Origin of the sequence: Dickeya oryzae, from assembly GCF_020406815.2 — a bacterium.
In the GTDB taxonomy this organism is placed as follows: Bacteria; Pseudomonadota; Gammaproteobacteria; order Enterobacterales; family Enterobacteriaceae; genus Dickeya; species Dickeya oryzae.
Genome location: NZ_CP162670.1, coordinates 3,312,400 through 3,328,044, shown reverse-complemented (window position 1 = coordinate 3,328,044; position 15,645 = coordinate 3,312,400). Strand labels below are relative to the sequence as shown.

The following is a 15,645-nucleotide window of genomic DNA, read 5'->3' as shown; positions in this document are numbered from 1 at the left end:
TAGTGTAGCGTGTTTTTTTTAGTCTTGAAATAAGTTGTGTTAATGCAGCGCCATAAACTTTTAATATGTGCGTTTGTGGTGATTATTATCACATAATCACTGTTATTAATTTGCGTGGCGAATTATTTTTTTGGCACTCTGGTCAGGCCCACATGGCTGGCGGGTGATTTGGTAGCAAGGCTGACAGACAATTTATTGCCCGTAAGGGAAAGAGAGGGGAAGGTGAGTACACTCGGTTATTTACAAAAAGTAGGCCGTGCGTTGATGGTGCCGGTCGCTACATTGCCCGCAGCCGCCATCCTGATGGGGGTGGGGTACTGGATAGACCCGGTTGGCTGGGGGAGTGAAAACGCGCTGGCAGCGTTGTTGATCAAGTCTGGTGCGGCGATTATCGAGCACATGGCAGTGTTGTTTGCTGTCGGTGTCGCCTACGGTATGTCTAAGGATAAAGACGGTGCGGCGGCGCTGTCTGGGTTTGTCGGTTATCTGGTGTTGACTACGCTATGCTCGCCTGCGGCGGTATCGATGATTCAGCATATCCCGCTGGCAGAGGTGCCAAAGGCATTCAGCAAGATTGAAAACCAATTCATCGGTATCCTGGTCGGCGTGATTTCCGCCGAGTTGTATAACCGCTACAGCCAGGTTGAATTGCCCAAAGCACTCTCTTTCTTCAACGGTCGCCGACTGGTGCCGATTCTGGTATCGGTGCTGATGATTGTGGTGGCGTTTGTGCTGATGTACGTCTGGCCGGTGATTTATAACGCACTGGTTTCCTTTGGCGAACATATCCAGCAGATGGGGTCGGTAGGGGCGGGTATTTATGCCTTCTTTAACCGCTTGTTGATTCCGGTCGGGTTGCATCATGCACTGAATTCAGTGTTCTGGTTTGATGTGGCGGGCATTAACGATATCCCCAACTTCCTGAGCGGGCAGCAGGCGATTGATGCTGGCAAAGCGATCCCGGGCATTACCGGGCGTTATCAGGCCGGTTTCTTCCCGATCATGATGTTTGGTTTGCCGGGTGCGGCACTGGCGATTTATCACTGTGCGCGTCCTGAAAACCGCAGCCGTGTGGCGGGCATTATGGTGGCAGCAGCGTTTGCCGCCTTCTTCACCGGTATTACTGAACCACTGGAATTCTCCTTCATGTTTGTTGCGCCAGTGCTGTATGTGCTGCACGCGGTGTTGACCGGGATTTCAGTATTCATCGCGGCCAGCATGCACTGGATTGCCGGTTTTGGTTTCAGTGCTGGTTTGGTGGACCTGGTGCTTTCTACACGTAACCCGCTGGCGACACATTGGTATATGTTGCTGCTCCAGGGGGTGGTGTTCTTCGCCATTTATTATGTGGTGTTCCGCTTTACCATTACCCGGTTTAACCTGATGACGCCGGGACGTGAAACGATTGCGACCCAGCCCTCAACGGAAGGGACTACCGCTCCTGCGGGTAATACCCAATCGGTGGCGAAAGGGTATTTGCAGGCTATCGGCGGTAAAGATAATCTGACCGGCATCGACGCTTGTATTACTCGTTTGCGCCTGAGCGTGAAGGATTCGAGCCTGGTGGATGAATCGGCGGCACGTCAGTTAGGGGCTGCGGGTGTGATTCGTCTTAACAAGCAAAGCGTGCAGATTGTGGTTGGCACCCAGGCCGAGAATATCGCCGCCGCCTTGCGTGAGGTTTCACAGGAATAATTCGGCTGGCGTCATCATCGCCGTCTGATATCGATAAACGGAGTGTGCCTGCAAGCACGCTCCGTTTTTTTATCTTGAATTTTCATGAAACAAACGGTTGTTTCCCGGCGTGGCTTGTTGGATCATTAGTGGTTAAGGGTTGTTTTTTCGCATTTGAGGAACCAAGCATGAGTGAGGCTGAAGCCCGCCCAACCAACTTTATTCGTCAGATCATTGATGAAGATCTGGCTACCGGTAAACACGACAGCATTCAGACGCGTTTTCCTCCAGAGCCGAACGGCTATCTTCATATCGGCCACGCTAAATCCATCTGCCTGAACTTCGGTATCGCTGAAGATTACCACGGCAAGTGCAACCTGCGCTTTGATGATACCAACCCGGTAAAAGAAGATATCGAGTACGTTGAATCCATCAAACATGACGTGCAGTGGCTGGGTTTTTCCTGGAGCGGCAATGTTCGCTATTCGTCGGATTATTTTGATCAGTTGCATATGTATGCCGTTGAACTGATCAATAAAGGGTTGGCGTATGTCGATGAGCTGACGTCGGAACAGATTCGCGAATATCGCGGCACGCTGACTTCTCCTGGCAAAAATAGCCCGTACCGCGATCGCCGTGTTGATGAGAACCTGGCGCTGTTTGAAAAAATGCGCAATGGCGGTTTCGCCGAAGGTGCTGCTTGCCTGCGTGCTAAAATCGATATGGCATCACCGTTTATCGTGATGCGTGACCCGGTGCTGTATCGCATCAAATTCGCCGAGCATCATCAGACTGGCAATAAGTGGTGCATCTACCCGATGTACGACTTCACCCACTGCATTTCCGATGCGCTGGAAGGTATTACACACTCACTGTGTACGCTGGAGTTTCAGGATAACCGCCGCCTGTATGACTGGGTGCTGGATAACATCAGCATTCCTGCTCACCCGCGTCAGTACGAGTTTTCCCGCCTGAACCTGGAATACGCAGTCATGTCCAAGCGGAAACTGAACCAACTGGTGAGTGAGAAGATCGTCGAAGGCTGGAACGATCCGCGTATGCCGACCATCTCTGGTTTACGTCGTCGTGGCTATACTGCTGCTTCTATTCGTGAGTTCTGCCGCCGTATTGGCGTGACCAAGCAGGATAACACGGTAGAAATGGCGGCACTCGAGTCGTGCATTCGTGATGATCTCAACGAGAATGCACCACGTGCGATGGCCGTGCTGGATCCGGTGAAAGTGGTGATTGAGAACCTGCCTGAAGGCCATGAAGAGTGGCTGAGCATGCCCAACCATCCGAATAAGCCGGAGATGGGGACACGACAGGTTGCCTTCAGTCGTGAAGTGTATATCGATCGCGCTGATTTCCGTGAAGAAGCCAATAAGCAGTACAAACGTTTGGTGCTGGGCAAAGAAGTCCGTCTGCGCAATGCGTATGTCATTAAGGCTGAACGTATTGATAAAGACGAGCAGGGTGTGATCACCACGATTTACTGCAGCTGTGATACAGAAACCCTGAGCAAGGATCCGGCTGACGGCCGTAAAGTGAAAGGCGTGATCCACTGGGTATCTGCCGCTCACGCGCTGCCCGCACAGTTCCGCCTGTATGACCGTCTGTTTAGCGTGGCGAACCCTGGCGGAGCGGAGGATTTTCTCTCCACCATCAATCCTGATTCACTGAGTATTGCTCAGGGCTTTGTTGAAGCTAGTCTGGGTAATGCCGAGGTCGAAAAAGCCTATCAGTTTGAGCGTGAAGGGTATTTCTGCGCGGATCGCGTGTATTCTCGTCCTGAGCATCTGGTATTCAACCGCACGGTAGGATTGCGTGACAGTTGGGCGGGTTAATCACCGCCTGATGGTGGGGTACAAGATAAAAATAAAACCGCCGAGGCGGTTTTATTTTTGCTCAGAATAAAGAGAGAAGGCTCAATCAGCGTTCGTCGTGGGCGTTGTCGTCTTCACGGCAGTCGCCGCTACTGCAATGGCCGTACAGATACAAACTGTGGTTGGTGAGCTTGATGCCATGCTTCTCGGAAATTTCACGCTGGCGTGCTTCGATAGACTCATCGCTGAATTCAATCACCCGACCGCAATCCAGACAGATCAAATGATCATGGTGGTGCTGTTGGGTGAGTTCGAAAACAGATTTGCCACCTTCGAAGTTGTGGCGGGTGACGATGCCTGCATCGTCAAACTGGTTAAGCACACGGTAGACAGTGGCCAAACCAATCTCTTCCCCCATATCAATCAGCTTCTTGTATAAGTCTTCCGCGCTGACGTGGTGGCATTGAGGATCCTGAAGGACTTCCAGAATTTTCAGTCGTGGAAGTGTGACTTTCAGGCCGGCCTTCTTTAATGCGGTGTTGTTGTCAGTCATGCGGATTTAGTCCTGTTACGTGCTTTATCTGGGAGGCTATTAGCCTAGTATCATCGGTCGGCGTAAAAAAGGTCATGTGTCTCAATTATAGAACCGCACCATCGAAATGAAAACTACGGAACTTTTACAATATGGTTCAGGTTAACGTACTGTATTCAGAGTAGTTATCGATAAGGAACAAATTATATGCCAGGATTTATCATTAAACATAATCCGGCTGAGCGGGTGACATTGTACCTTGTCAGGAGAAAAAGTTAAAAAAATGTATCACTGATTGCGATAGGTTTTATCTATCTATGGCTCTCATTATCGATTTAGCCATCGATTTTCCTGTCGATATTTACTTATCGATGTTTACTTATCGATAGTGATATGGCCCCGAATACATTGGCACCAGCGGTGCATCAGGGCCACGGGTGAATCAGGCCAGTAAGGCTTTCAAATTCAGCTCTTCGCTGATTTGCTTGACCCAGTTGGAGACGCGTTCGCTGGTCAGTTCCGGCTGGCGGTCTTCATCAATAGCCAGGCCGATAAAGTGATCGTCATCCGCCAGGCCTTTTGAGGCTTCGAAGTAGTAACCTTCGGTTGGCCAGTGACCGACGATATTTGCACCACGTGGTTCGATGATGTCGCGAATGGTGCCCATGGCATCACAGAAGTACTCTGCGTAATCTTCCTGATCGCCGCAACCAAAGATGGCTACAAGTTTTCCAGAAAAATCAATCTCTTCCAGCGTTGGGAAAAAGTCATCCCAGTCACACTGTGCTTCGCCGTAATACCAGGTCGGGATACCCAACAGCAGGATGTCAAAGCGTTCCAGATCCTCTTTGCTGCTTTTGGCAATGTCGTGCAGTTCGGCGGCGTCGCTGCCCAGTTGTTGCTGGATAGTTTTAGCAATATTTTCCGTATTACCAGTATCACTGCCAAAAAAAATGCCTATGAGAGCCATAGATTAAATAACCTCTTGATTCCTAAGGGTATGGTGCTTGAGTCACCCACTATCTGCTAATAATAGCAGACACTGTCTGGCGGATAAACGTGTATCTGTGGCTGCCTGCAGTCGTGCTGTAAAAACAATTAATTGATTCTTTTTTAATCGCCTTCTTAATGTTTTTTTAATTTTTTTAAAATACGATATTCTCACAGATAACTGAAAATATAGACAATTGGTTAAATACCTAATTTTTATTAGTTTTTAAAAAAACAGAAAAGACTAAATATTCTTATCGTTTTGACGATGACGAAACATAGTGCTTTATTGAATGTAAATGTGCAGCAATGTTTCTTACAAAACGAGAGACTTTCTCATTACATAAGTCAAAACAAGCCTTACCTCCTCGATCAATAGCTCGTTTATGGAGTCAATTATGCAATTCCTAAAAAATATTGCCATTCGCACTGCTATGTTATGGGTGCTTGGTATCTTCTGTGTGTTATGGATTGCGGTCTCGCTCTACACCATGTATTCGTTCAAAACCATGAATGAAACATCTAAAACCAGTGCTTTGCTGGTTAATAATATGAATTTGGTTAATACCGGTAATGACCAATATTTCCGGATGGTCACCCGGCTGGCACGTGCGATTGATTATCGGCAGAGTGGCGATGATAAGAAGGCAGATGAACAGCAAAAATCATCACAAGCTGCGCTGGATCTACTGAAATCTAACCTGGAAGCCTTCAAAAAGATTGATCATGCTGGCATGTCGCCGGAGCTGGTGGACGCGGTAACACGTGACTGGAGCAACCTGATTACCCAAGGGGTTGAGCCGATGTTCCAGCGTGCGGTGGACAAAAAGTTCGATGAGTACGACAAGTATGCCAAAGACATCGTGCCCGCCTTCAGTCGCCAGTTCAATGTCTCGTTTACCAACTTCAACAAAGCCGGGTCAACGATGTTCGTCGATGCAGGTGACCGGTTGGAAAGTATTACCGCTGTCGGACAGAATATTTTGCTGGCAGGGCTGGTAGCTGGTTTGTTGATGCTGTTTATGACCGATCGCTATCTGGTAGCTTGTTTGACACGCCCACTTAACGATCTGCGTGAACACTTCCAGGTGATTGCGGCTGGCCGTCTTGGCAAACCGATTTTGGATTTTGGTAACAACTGTGTAGGTAAACTGTTCCCGCTGTTGCGCGATATGCAAACCAGCCTGGCGAACACCGTGAGTACGATTCGAAGCAGTGCAGATTCCATTTATCAGGGTGTGTCGGAAATCGCATCCGGCAACAACGACCTGGCGGCCCGTACCGAGTCGCAGGCAGCGGCGTTGGAAGAAAGTGCTGCCAGTATGGAACAACTGACGTCGACCGTGAAACAGAACGCGGAAAATGCCAGCCACGCCAGTCAACTGGCTCGTCAGGCTTCGACCACGGCCAGTAAAGGCGGAGAATTGGTCGACAATGTCGTGAAAACCATGTCGGAAATTTCCGGTAGTTCGAAGAAAATCGCTGAAATTACCAGTGTGATTAATGGCATCGCTTTCCAGACTAACATTCTGGCGTTGAACGCGGCGGTTGAGGCGGCTCGTGCTGGTGAGCAAGGGCGTGGATTCGCGGTGGTGGCCGGTGAAGTAAGAAGCCTGGCGCAACGCAGTGCGCAGGCGGCCAAAGAGATTGAAAATCTGATTGCCGAGTCGGTTCGTTGCGTGGATAACGGTTCCTCGTTGGTGGCTGACGCAGGCAGCACCATGAGCGAGATTGTGAAAGCGGTAACCAATGTGACCGATATTATGTCAGAAATCGCCACCGCATCGGATGAGCAGAGTAAAGGCATCGCCCAGGCAGGTCAGGCGATTACGGAAATGGATGGCGTGACTCAGCAGAACGCCGCGCTGGTGCAGGAGGCCTCTGCCGCAACCCGCTCACTGGAAGAACAGGCGATGGTGCTGACCGAAGCGGTATCCGTCTTCCGTCTTTCAGAGGAACAGTCATCCGGCCTGTCGCCAAGGCGCGAACGTCAGGCACCGGTTAAAGCCGTGGCGGTTCCGTCAGCTAAAGCATTGCCCGCTGCAACATCGGCTAAGAAAGGCAGTGATAATTGGGAAACGTTCTGATGTATTGAGGACGTCAGGCGTCATGGATGACGCCAGCACTATGTAGTTGTGTCGTGTAGTTGTGTCGTATTGTAGTCGTGTTGTACTAGTCTTGTTGCTCTGCCAACTGTGCCAGCAGCATCTGTTCTATCAGTTCACTTCGGCTGATGTTTTTTTGTTCAGCCAACGCGTTGAGAATCTCTACCGCTTCACTGTTAATTTTCAGCTCGACACGACGAAGCCCCCGCACTTTGTCACGCCGCAACTGGTTGCGCTTGTTGATCCGTAACTGTTCGTCACGCGAGAGCGGATTGGTTTTCGGCCGCCCAGGCCGACGCTCATTCGCGAACAGATCCAGCGTGGTGCGATCCGTTTGTTCTTTTGCCATAACTAATGGTACTGCAAGAAATTCGGCCAAAACGCCGCGTGTGAACTCCGGAGGTTGACCGCCGGGATTATCTGGTGCTTTTAGCAACTCAGGCCGCGTTTTGATGAAATGTGGTTAACGATGCAAGTGGCCATACAGCCGTCCCTCATACTGAGCGCGCCATAATACCCCAGCCATTGCGGTGGCGACAACGTTTACTGGGGCCAGGACTCAATTAAGATTTAATTAACGCGTGGTATAAGGCGACCTTTCCGCCCGCTGGGTGGATTATCTTCCCGTTGCGTCTTAATTCGAGGTTAAAAAACGGTGGATGGCGCGCAGTACGGCGTCGGGTTTTTCCGCGTGTACCCAGTGGCCTGCACCACTCACCACATGGGCTTTCGCGGCAGGAAACTGGCGCACCAGGAGGTCACGATAGCGATCATCGAGATAAGGCGACTCACTGCCACGGATAAACAGAATAGGGCCTGCCCAGGGGGATACTTCTTTCCAGCCGACAATATGCTCGTACTGATCCCATAATACCGGCACGTTAAAACGCCATTCTCCTTGCTGAAATGACTTCAGCAAAAATTGCACCACGCCTTCTTCACCGGGCAGATGAGGCCGCATGATTTCCGCTGCCTGCGAGCGTTGTGTCGCACCCGCGTCACTGACAGCACGAATGGCGGCAAACACCTTGTCATGGCGGCGAACCTGATAATCGACCGGTGCAATATCAATTGCCACGATACGATCGATGCGTGCAGCAAGCTGTTCGGTCAGCGCCATTGATACTTTGCCACCCATCGAATGGCCTATCAGAATGACGCGCTCCAGACCCAGATCGTCAATCAGCTCACACACATCCTGCGCCATTGCTGGATACGTCATCTCTGACGATCGCGGCGACAACCCATGATTGCGCAGATCAACTTGCACGGTATCGTGATGTTTTTGCAGATCGCGTGCCAGTACGCCGAGGTTATCCAGATTACCGAATAGCCCATGAATGAGGACTACGGGTAATTGATTTTGCGGGGATTGTGCGTTTTGCCAGCGATAATTCAATTTCATGGTGAAGTTCATTCAGAGAGACAGTGGCTTAGGGTATCATGACTTTACCATGTCGCTTCGCCGCAGGGTAAACTCTCTCAGGCAGCGTCAGCCGGGGCAGTAGGCGGAAAGCCGCGTTCATGTACAGGATGTGCGCGGCGCGTTCAGGATAATCCTGAATATGTTATCTCCGCTGTCTGCTGCTGTTCGTGGGTTGCGCATAGCCTGTATAATTCCCGATGATTAATTAAAGACATAAAACAGTACTGGATAAAGATGAAAACTATTGAGGTCGACGACGAGCTTTACCGTTATATCGCCAGCCACACTCAGCATATCGGCGAGAGTGCATCAGATATTTTACGGCGCATGCTGAAATTCAATAGCGTGCAGCCAGCGTCGGTGGCAGTAGTGCCGACAGCAGAGTCGACAATTGCCCAGCCTGCCGTTGCGCAGCCGCCACGTGATCGGGTAAGAACCGTGCGCGAGTTACTGTTGTCGGACGAATACGCCGAGCAGAGTAGGGCGGTCAATCGTTTCCTGATGGTGCTGTCTACCCTGCATAGCTTATCGCCGCAAGAGTTTGCGGCGGCTACCGAATCGTTGCACGGCCGTACCCGCATTTATTTTGCGGCTGACGAGCAGACCTTGTTGCTGCACGGCGCCCAGACTAAACCTCGCCTCATTGAAGGCACGCCTTACTGGGTTATCACCAATACCAATACCGGTCGTAAACGTAGCATGGTCGAGGACATCATGCTGGCGATGCAGTTCCCGCCGGAACTGACAGAGAAAGTTTGCGGCACCATTTAAATCACTGCGTCAGGAAGAAACGCCAATGGCTAATCACCCAAGAGCCGGACAACCTACCCGGCAAAGCGACCTGATTAATGTCGCACAGTTGACGTCCCAGTATTATGTGTTGAGCCCGGATGCGAGCAATCCGGCTCAGTCGGTTAAATTCGGTACTTCAGGCCACCGCGGCAGTGCCGCTCGCCACAGTTTCAATGAAGCCCATATTCTGGCGATTGCCCAGGCGATTGCCGAAGAGCGCAGCCGTCAGGGCATCACGGGGCCATGCTATGTGGGCAAAGACACCCACGCGTTGTCTGAACCGGCGTTCATTTCCGTGTTGGAAGTGCTGACCGCCAACGGTGTCGACGTCATTATCCAGCAGGATAACGGGTTTACCCCGACACCGGCGGTGTCGAATGCGATTCTGGTGCACAACCGCCAGGGTGGCGCACTGGCTGACGGTATCGTGATTACCCCATCGCATAACCCGCCGGAAGACGGTGGTATTAAATACAACCCGCCTAATGGCGGCCCGGCGGATACCAATCTCACCAGCGTGATTGAAAAACGTGCGAATGCATTGCTGGCAGATAACTTGCGTGACGTGAAGCGCCAGTCGCTGGACCGCGCACGCCAGAGCGGCCACCTGCATGAACGTGATCTGGTTGAGGCGTATGTCGAGTCGTTGGGTGACGTGGTGGACATGGCCGCTATCCAGCGTGCGGGTCTGAAACTTGGCGTGGATCCGCTCGGTGGTTCCGGTATTGCCTACTGGCAGCGCATCGCCGAGCGCTACCAACTGGATCTGACGCTGGTTAATGATGCTATCGATCAGACGTTCCGGTTTATGACGCTGGACCACGATGGTGTTATCCGTATGGACTGCTCATCGGTTTCGGCGATGTCTGGCCTGCTGTCGTTGCGCGATAAGTTCGACCTGGCTTTCGCCAACGATCCGGATTATGACCGCCATGGCATCGTCACTCCGGCTGGGTTGATGAACCCGAACCACTATTTGGCTGTCGCTATCAACTATCTGTTCCGCCATCGTCCGCAGTGGAGTGAGTCGGTCGCGGTAGGCAAAACACTGGTATCCAGTGCGATGATCGACCGTGTGGTGGCCGACCTGGGCCGCAAACTGGTGGAAGTGCCAGTCGGTTTCAAATGGTTTGTGGATGGTTTATTTGACGGTACGCTGGGCTTTGGCGGTGAAGAGAGCGCTGGTGCCTCGTTCCTGCGTTTTGACGGCAAGCCCTGGTCAACGGATAAAGACGGTATCATTCTGTGCCTGCTGGCTGCGGAAATCACCGCAGTAACCGGTAAGAACCCACAGCAGCATTATGATGAATTGGCGGCACGTTTTGGCGCACCGAGCTACAACCGTTTACAGGCACCGGCAACCCATGCGCAGAAAGCGGCCTTGTCGAAGCTATCGCCGGAAATGGTATCCGCCAGTACGCTGGCAGGCGACCCAATCACGGCCCGTCTGACTGCCGCGCCCGGTAATGGCGCGTCGATTGGCGGCCTGAAAGTGATGACTGATAACGGCTGGTTTGCCGCTCGTCCATCCGGCACGGAAGAGGCTTACAAGATTTATTGCGAAAGTTTTCTCGGTGCTGAACACCGTGAAAAGATCGAGAAAGAAGCGGTGGAAATCGTTAGCGCGGTGCTGAGCAACGCGAAGTAATGAGCCATCAGCTGTAATCAGGGCGCTGTGTAAACAGCGCCTTTTTTATGACAGTGGCCCACTTATCCCAATGCTACCAGCAACGCGCCGACAGAAATGAGCGCGACACCCACCCCCGCCAGCAGCGATATTTTTTCACCCAGTAGCAGCACAGCCAGAATGACGGCAAACACCACACTGAGTTTGTCGATTGGCGCTACCTGCGCGACGCTACCGCTTTTCAGTGCCATGAAATAAAACAACCAGGACAGCGCCCCTGCCACACCACTCAATACGATAAACAACATCGCTTTATGGTTGGCCAGTACGGTGCCGAACAGTGATGATTTACCTTGCATCACCACCACGCCGACCAGAAACAACGCCATAATCACGGCACGAATGGCGGTGGCCGTATTGGCATCCAGCTGTTGCAGGCCGATTTTACCAAACAGCGCCACCAGCGCAGCGCATAGCGCCGACAGTAAGGCGTAAAGTAACCAGCTACTCATCCGATTATTTTCTCTTTAATTGATAGTCTTCTCGTGGCTAAAAGCCGGGATGCTACGCTTGATGCTGGCAGGACAGCAGTTGCGTCAGGCGTAGTATCTGGGCATTTAGGGCATAAACCGATAGCCGATGGCGGTTTCAGTCAAAAAGTGACGTGGGCGTGCCGGGTCATCTTCCAGTTTTTGACGTAAATGCCCCATATAGATGCGCAGGTAATGGCTGTGTTCCACCGCGTTAGGACCCCAGACCTGATTGAGCAGTTGGCGCTGTGTCAGCACTTTGCCGGGGCTGGCGAGCAGGGTGGATAGCAGCCGGAATTCGATAGGCGTCAGGTGCAGTTCCTGCTGATTGCGGATAACCTGACGGTTGATCAAATCCACGGTGACATTGGAAAAGGTAATCAGCGGGGTTTCCTGCTGGGGAGTACTAAAACGACGTAACGCGACCCGTGAACGTGCCAGCAGTTCGCCAATGCCAAAGGGCTTAGTGAGATAGTCCTCGGCACCGGCATCCAGTGCGGCGATTTTGTCCTGTTCGTCGGTGCGGGCTGATAACACGATAACCGGGATGGCGCTCCACTGCCGCAGATCCCGGATGTAATCAATACCGTCGCCATCGGGCAGACCCAGATCAAGAATAATGAGATCCGGTTTACGCGTCGCGGCTTCAATCAACCCCCGTTGCAGCGTTTCGGCTTCAAACACGCGACAGCCTTCACCTTCCAGCGCGTTACGGACAAAACGCAGGATCTCTTTTTCATCTTCTACGATCAGTATGTTGGTCTGTAACAGGGTCAGGACTCCATCTCTTCAGGTTCGAGCGCCGGTGGCGCACCCAGCGGCAGGGTAAAATGGAACACTGCGCCGCCTTCGTCTGCGTTGGTGGCCCAGATTTTCCCGCCGTGAATTTCTACAATCGCCCGGCAAATCGCCAGTCCCAGCCCAACGCCGGGAATCGAAGACTCTTTGTGCCCACGGGCAAACTTGTCGAAAATGATTTTTTCCTGACCGATGGGGATGCCCGGGCCGTTATCCTGAATCTGCACTTCCAGCACATCGCCGGACGCTGACGAGGAGCGTCGGCTGGCAGAAAGGGTAATGGTCGCCTGCTCACCTGCGTATTTGATGGCGTTTTCCAGCAGATTGATCAGCACCCGTTCGATCAGGCTGGCGTCGCAGTACAGCAGTATCATGTCCTGCGGCAACCGTAAGTGAATAGTATTGCTTGCCAGCGAGTTTTCCAACTGCCGTAATGCACTTCCGGTCAACTCTTCCAGTGTTTGCCACTCTTTGCGCAAATTAAAGCCATCAGACTGGATGCGCGCCATGTCCAGCAAGTTGTTAACCAGACGCGTGGTACTGAGAATGTGCTGGCGTATTTGACTGGCCTGTGGGGCATAGGGGGAACCTTCGGATGCCAGATTGAGCGTCAGGATTTCAGCTTGACCGAACAGTACCGTCAGCGGAGTGCGTAAATCGTGGGATAGCGCGGCCAGCAGCGAGTTGCGCAGTTGCTCGCGTTCGGCGTCAAGACGTGCATTTTCGGTGCTGTTAACCAGATGCAGACGCTCCAGTGCGTTAGTGATCAGCACCGTAAAGGTTTCCAGCATACGCTGCTGTTCCGGAATCATTAACTGACGCGCGTTGGTGGGTTCTACGGCGATGACGCCAAACGTCAGCTGCGACGTGGTCAGCGGCAGCAATTGGTAAGGCACGCCCGGCAGTGTGGCGGTACCGGCACCGGCAGGCGCGGCATGGTCGTAACTCCAGCGAGCAATGGCCTTATCGACGATCAACTGCTCAGGTTCATCAAGCGCAACCTGCTGTAGCTCTGCCGTCGGCGCAGACAATGGCTCAGCCAGCAAAATGGCTATCTTGGCCTGAAATGTGGAGCGCAGAAAATGGTGGCTGGCTTTGGCGATATCCTCAACTGACAGGCTGCGGTTGAGTGCTTTGGACATTTCGTACAGATGGCGCACCCGCTGTTCCCGGTAGCGGGCGACGCGGGCCTGATAACGTACCCCGGCAGTCAGATTCCCCACCAGAATACCGATAGTCAGCATCACCGCAAACGTGACCAGATATTGTGCGTCGGCGACGGCGAAGGTACCTTTCGGCACCACGAAAAACAGATCAAAACTGGCGACGTTGATGAAGGCGGCGAAGACCGATGGCCAACGACCATAAAACAGGGCAATGAGCACCACGGCCAGCAGGTAGAGCATCACCAGGTTGACCGGTTCCAGCATCGAGAAGGGCGACCACAGCGCCAGCAGAGTGATCAGCGTGCACAGCAGCATCGCTACACCGCAGCCGTAGAGCTGTAATCGCCATTTGTCGGTAATACCACGACTGTCTGGCGCTTTGGGCGGTGGCGGTGTGGCGTCGTCCTGTACTGATACCACCACAAGGTCGAGGTCCGGCCCTAACTTGCCGAGCTTCTCGGCAAAGCGGGTGCGACGCCACCAGCCGAGTTTTTGCTCGGTATGACGGCCAATGACGATTTTGCCGAGATTATGATCGCGAGCGTAACGCAATACCGCGCGTTCTACCGAAGGGTCAGACAGGGTGGCGGTTTCCGCCCCCAAATCCTGCGCCAGCTTCAGGGCACGCAGGATGGCCCGTCGTTCGCCTTCTGGCAGACGATGCAAACCGGGAGTTTCAACATACACCGCATGCCAGATGCTGCCCAGGCGGGCAGCCAGACGGGCGGCGGTGCGCACCAGTTTTTCGTTGCCCACGCCGCGACCGATACACAGCAAGATAGCATCGCGGGTATGCCAGACCCGCTCACGTCCCTGACTGGCGCGCATCGCACGCATCTCATCGTCTACCCGGTCGGCCATACGTCGCAGTGCAAGCTCACGTAAGGCGAGCAGATTGCCTTTGCGAAAGAAGTTTTCGATGGCGCGTTCTGCCTGCATCGGCAGGTAAACTTTGCCTTCATTAAGACGCTGGCGTAAGTCGTCAGGTGGCAGGTCCACCAACACCACCTCGTTAGCGTCGTCAAAAATCGGGTCAGGAACAGTTTCCCGTACCCGGATACCGGTGACACCGCCGACGATATCATTGAGACTTTCCAGATGCTGTACGTTGACGGTGGTGAAGACGTCGATGCCGGCATCCAACAGTTCCTGAACGTCCTGCCAGCGTTTGGGGTGACGAGAACCGCGAATATTGCTGTGCGCCAGTTCGTCGATCAGGATGATTGCCGGACACCGTGCCAGCGCCCCATCCAGATCAAACTCATGATGATGGCGACCGTAGTGGCTGATCTTCTTCATCGACAGGGAGGGCAAACCTTCCACCAATGCGGCGGTCTCACTGCGCCCGTGGGTTTCCACCACCCCGACCAGCACATCCAGTCCTTGTGCTTTCAGGCGCTGCGCTTCCTGTAGCATGGCGTAGGTTTTACCTACGCCTGCACAAGCGCCGAAGAAGATTTTGAGCTTACCGCGCGGCTGTTCCTCAATCTGGCTTAAGAGGCTATCCGGGTCGGGTCGACGTTGTTCCTCGTCGGTCATTTCTGTTCCTCATCAATCGGGTCTGTTCTGTCGACACCGCGGTTCTTTAATCAGGGAAGCGGTTTAAGCGTATCCAGCGCCATATTCAATTCTACGACATTCACTACCGGCGCACCGATAAATGCGGGCATTGGCGTGTAGGTATGGCTATTGATTAATTGATCCACCTGATCCTGCGACAATCCGCGAGCTTTGGCGACCAGTCCGGCCTGATAACGTGCTGCTTGTACCGAAATGTGCGGATCAAGGCCGCTGGCCGATGCCGTGACCAGATCGACCGGTACGGCAGCGTTATCACCATGACGTTGGTGCCAGGCGGCGACATTCTGGCTGATGGCTTTGTCCAGCGCCGGGTTACTGACCGCTAGATTGCTGCCGCCAGACGCCATTGTGTTGTAGGCACTGTCCGAGGTCGCGGATGGGCGTCCCTGGAAGTACCCGTCACGGCTGAATGCCTGGCCTATCAGTGACGATCCAACCGGCTTGTCCTGTTGGTAGAGCAGGGAACCGTTGGCCTGCGCCGGGAACAGCAATTGCCCCAGCGCTGTCGCCAACAAGGGATAACCCACGCCGGTTATCAGGGTCATCAGCAGCAATAGCACCAGAGAAGAACGAATATAATTCATGATGATTACCTTTG

The 15,645-nt window shown here is 52.9% G+C and carries 13 protein-coding genes; 5 read left to right on the top strand and 8 right to left on the bottom strand.

Translation table 11 applies throughout. From position 1 onward, the window contains the following. The first annotated feature begins 222 nt into the window (after nucleotides 1-222). Together nagE and glnS are read left to right on the top strand one after the other, a co-directional pair. On the top strand, nucleotides 223-1,695 hold the full coding sequence (nagE, locus tag LF929_RS14455) for an N-acetylglucosamine-specific PTS transporter subunit IIBC (RefSeq protein WP_210174696.1): 1,473 nt from the start codon (nucleotides 223-225) through the stop codon (nucleotides 1,693-1,695). 167 nt (nucleotides 1,696-1,862) lie between these two features. Then, a complete protein-coding gene (gene glnS, locus LF929_RS14450; protein WP_210174695.1) occupies nucleotides 1,863-3,521 on the top strand; it encodes a glutamine--tRNA ligase in 1,659 nt (552 codons plus the stop codon). An 85-nt stretch (nucleotides 3,522-3,606) separates the two neighbouring features. Here the strand turns inward: glnS and fur are convergent, their stop codons facing one another. Continuing rightward, nucleotides 3,607-4,053 carry a ferric iron uptake transcriptional regulator gene (gene fur, locus LF929_RS14445; RefSeq protein ID WP_012770614.1) on the bottom strand — a complete coding sequence of 149 codons (447 nt, stop codon included), beginning with the start codon at nucleotides 4,051-4,053 and terminating at the stop codon, nucleotides 3,607-3,609. 421 nt (nucleotides 4,054-4,474) lie between these two features. Further along, nucleotides 4,475-5,002: a flavodoxin FldA gene (fldA, locus tag LF929_RS14440; RefSeq protein WP_038903765.1), complete on the bottom strand. Its 528-nt coding sequence runs from the start codon at nucleotides 5,000-5,002 to the stop codon at nucleotides 4,475-4,477. 418 nt (nucleotides 5,003-5,420) lie between these two features. On the opposite strand from fldA, the gene LF929_RS14435 reads away from it, so the two are divergent. Then, nucleotides 5,421-7,109: a methyl-accepting chemotaxis protein gene (locus tag LF929_RS14435; protein WP_210174694.1), complete on the top strand. Its 1,689-nt coding sequence runs from the start codon at nucleotides 5,421-5,423 to the stop codon at nucleotides 7,107-7,109. Nucleotides 7,110-7,194: 85 nt separating this feature from the next. Here the strand turns inward: LF929_RS14435 and ybfE are convergent, their stop codons facing one another. Together ybfE and ybfF are read right to left on the bottom strand one after the other, a co-directional pair. Continuing rightward, nucleotides 7,195-7,476, bottom strand: coding sequence for a LexA regulated protein (ybfE, locus tag LF929_RS14430; protein ID WP_012883886.1), 282 nt, complete (start codon nucleotides 7,474-7,476; stop codon nucleotides 7,195-7,197). Between the two features lie 285 nt (nucleotides 7,477-7,761). Next, entirely contained in the window at nucleotides 7,762-8,532 is a 771-nt protein-coding gene (ybfF, locus tag LF929_RS14425; protein ID WP_226092597.1) for an esterase, read from the bottom strand. Nucleotides 8,533-8,787: 255 nt separating this feature from the next. On the opposite strand from ybfF, the gene seqA reads away from it, so the two are divergent. Together seqA and pgm are read left to right on the top strand one after the other, a co-directional pair. Next, entirely contained in the window at nucleotides 8,788-9,324 is a 537-nt protein-coding gene (gene seqA / locus LF929_RS14420; protein ID WP_038907376.1) for a replication initiation negative regulator SeqA, read from the top strand. Nucleotides 9,325-9,349: 25 nt separating this feature from the next. Continuing rightward, nucleotides 9,350-10,993, top strand: coding sequence for a phosphoglucomutase (alpha-D-glucose-1,6-bisphosphate-dependent) (gene pgm, locus LF929_RS14415; RefSeq protein ID WP_038903769.1), 1,644 nt, complete (start codon nucleotides 9,350-9,352; stop codon nucleotides 10,991-10,993). 62 nt (nucleotides 10,994-11,055) lie between these two features. On the opposite strand, the gene LF929_RS14410 is transcribed toward pgm, so the two are convergent. The 4 genes from LF929_RS14410 to kdpC all read right to left on the bottom strand — a co-directional run bounded on the left by LF929_RS14410 (nucleotide 11,056) and on the right by kdpC (nucleotide 15,631). Then, complete coding sequence (locus tag LF929_RS14410; RefSeq protein ID WP_038903770.1) at nucleotides 11,056-11,484, bottom strand: EamA family transporter; 429 nt, start codon at nucleotides 11,482-11,484, stop codon at nucleotides 11,056-11,058. 105 nt (nucleotides 11,485-11,589) lie between these two features. Beyond that, nucleotides 11,590-12,279, bottom strand: a complete 690-nt coding sequence (gene kdpE / locus LF929_RS14405; RefSeq protein ID WP_226092659.1) for a two-component system response regulator KdpE — start codon at nucleotides 12,277-12,279, stop codon at nucleotides 11,590-11,592. Then, a complete protein-coding gene (kdpD, locus tag LF929_RS14400) occupies nucleotides 12,276-15,005 on the bottom strand; it encodes a two-component system sensor histidine kinase KdpD (RefSeq protein ID WP_226092596.1) in 2,730 nt (909 codons plus the stop codon). Before kdpD ends, kdpE begins: the two co-directional genes overlap by 4 nt. A gap of 50 nt (nucleotides 15,006-15,055) precedes the next feature. Continuing rightward, the gene (kdpC, locus tag LF929_RS14395) at nucleotides 15,056-15,631 is read right to left on the bottom strand and encodes a potassium-transporting ATPase subunit KdpC (RefSeq protein ID WP_016941954.1); all 576 of its coding nucleotides are present in this window, start codon (nucleotides 15,629-15,631) and stop codon (nucleotides 15,056-15,058) included. Nucleotides 15,632-15,645 lie beyond the last annotated feature (14 nt).

Excerpts from the sequence above, each read along its gene's own strand:
- LF929_RS14410 (WP_038903770.1), bottom strand. The coding sequence starts at position 11,484 with ATGAGTAGCTGGTTACTTTACGCCTTACTGTCGGCGCTATGCGCTGCG.
- glnS (WP_210174695.1), top strand. The coding sequence starts at position 1,863 with ATGAGTGAGGCTGAAGCCCGCCCAACCAACTTTATTCGTCAGATCATT.
- fldA (WP_038903765.1), bottom strand. The coding sequence starts at position 5,002 with ATGGCTCTCATAGGCATTTTTTTTGGCAGTGATACTGGTAATACGGAA.
- pgm (WP_038903769.1), top strand. The coding sequence starts at position 9,350 with ATGGCTAATCACCCAAGAGCCGGACAACCTACCCGGCAAAGCGACCTG.
- kdpD (WP_226092596.1), bottom strand. The coding sequence starts at position 15,005 with ATGACCGACGAGGAACAACGTCGACCCGACCCGGATAGCCTCTTAAGC.
- ybfF (WP_226092597.1), bottom strand. The coding sequence starts at position 8,532 with ATGAAATTGAATTATCGCTGGCAAAACGCACAATCCCCGCAAAATCAA.
- kdpC (WP_016941954.1), bottom strand. The coding sequence starts at position 15,631 with ATGAATTATATTCGTTCTTCTCTGGTGCTATTGCTGCTGATGACCCTG.
- seqA (WP_038907376.1), top strand. The coding sequence starts at position 8,788 with ATGAAAACTATTGAGGTCGACGACGAGCTTTACCGTTATATCGCCAGC.
- ybfE (WP_012883886.1), bottom strand. The coding sequence starts at position 7,476 with ATGGCAAAAGAACAAACGGATCGCACCACGCTGGATCTGTTCGCGAAT.
- fur (WP_012770614.1), bottom strand. The coding sequence starts at position 4,053 with ATGACTGACAACAACACCGCATTAAAGAAGGCCGGCCTGAAAGTCACA.
- LF929_RS14435 (WP_210174694.1), top strand. The coding sequence starts at position 5,421 with ATGCAATTCCTAAAAAATATTGCCATTCGCACTGCTATGTTATGGGTG.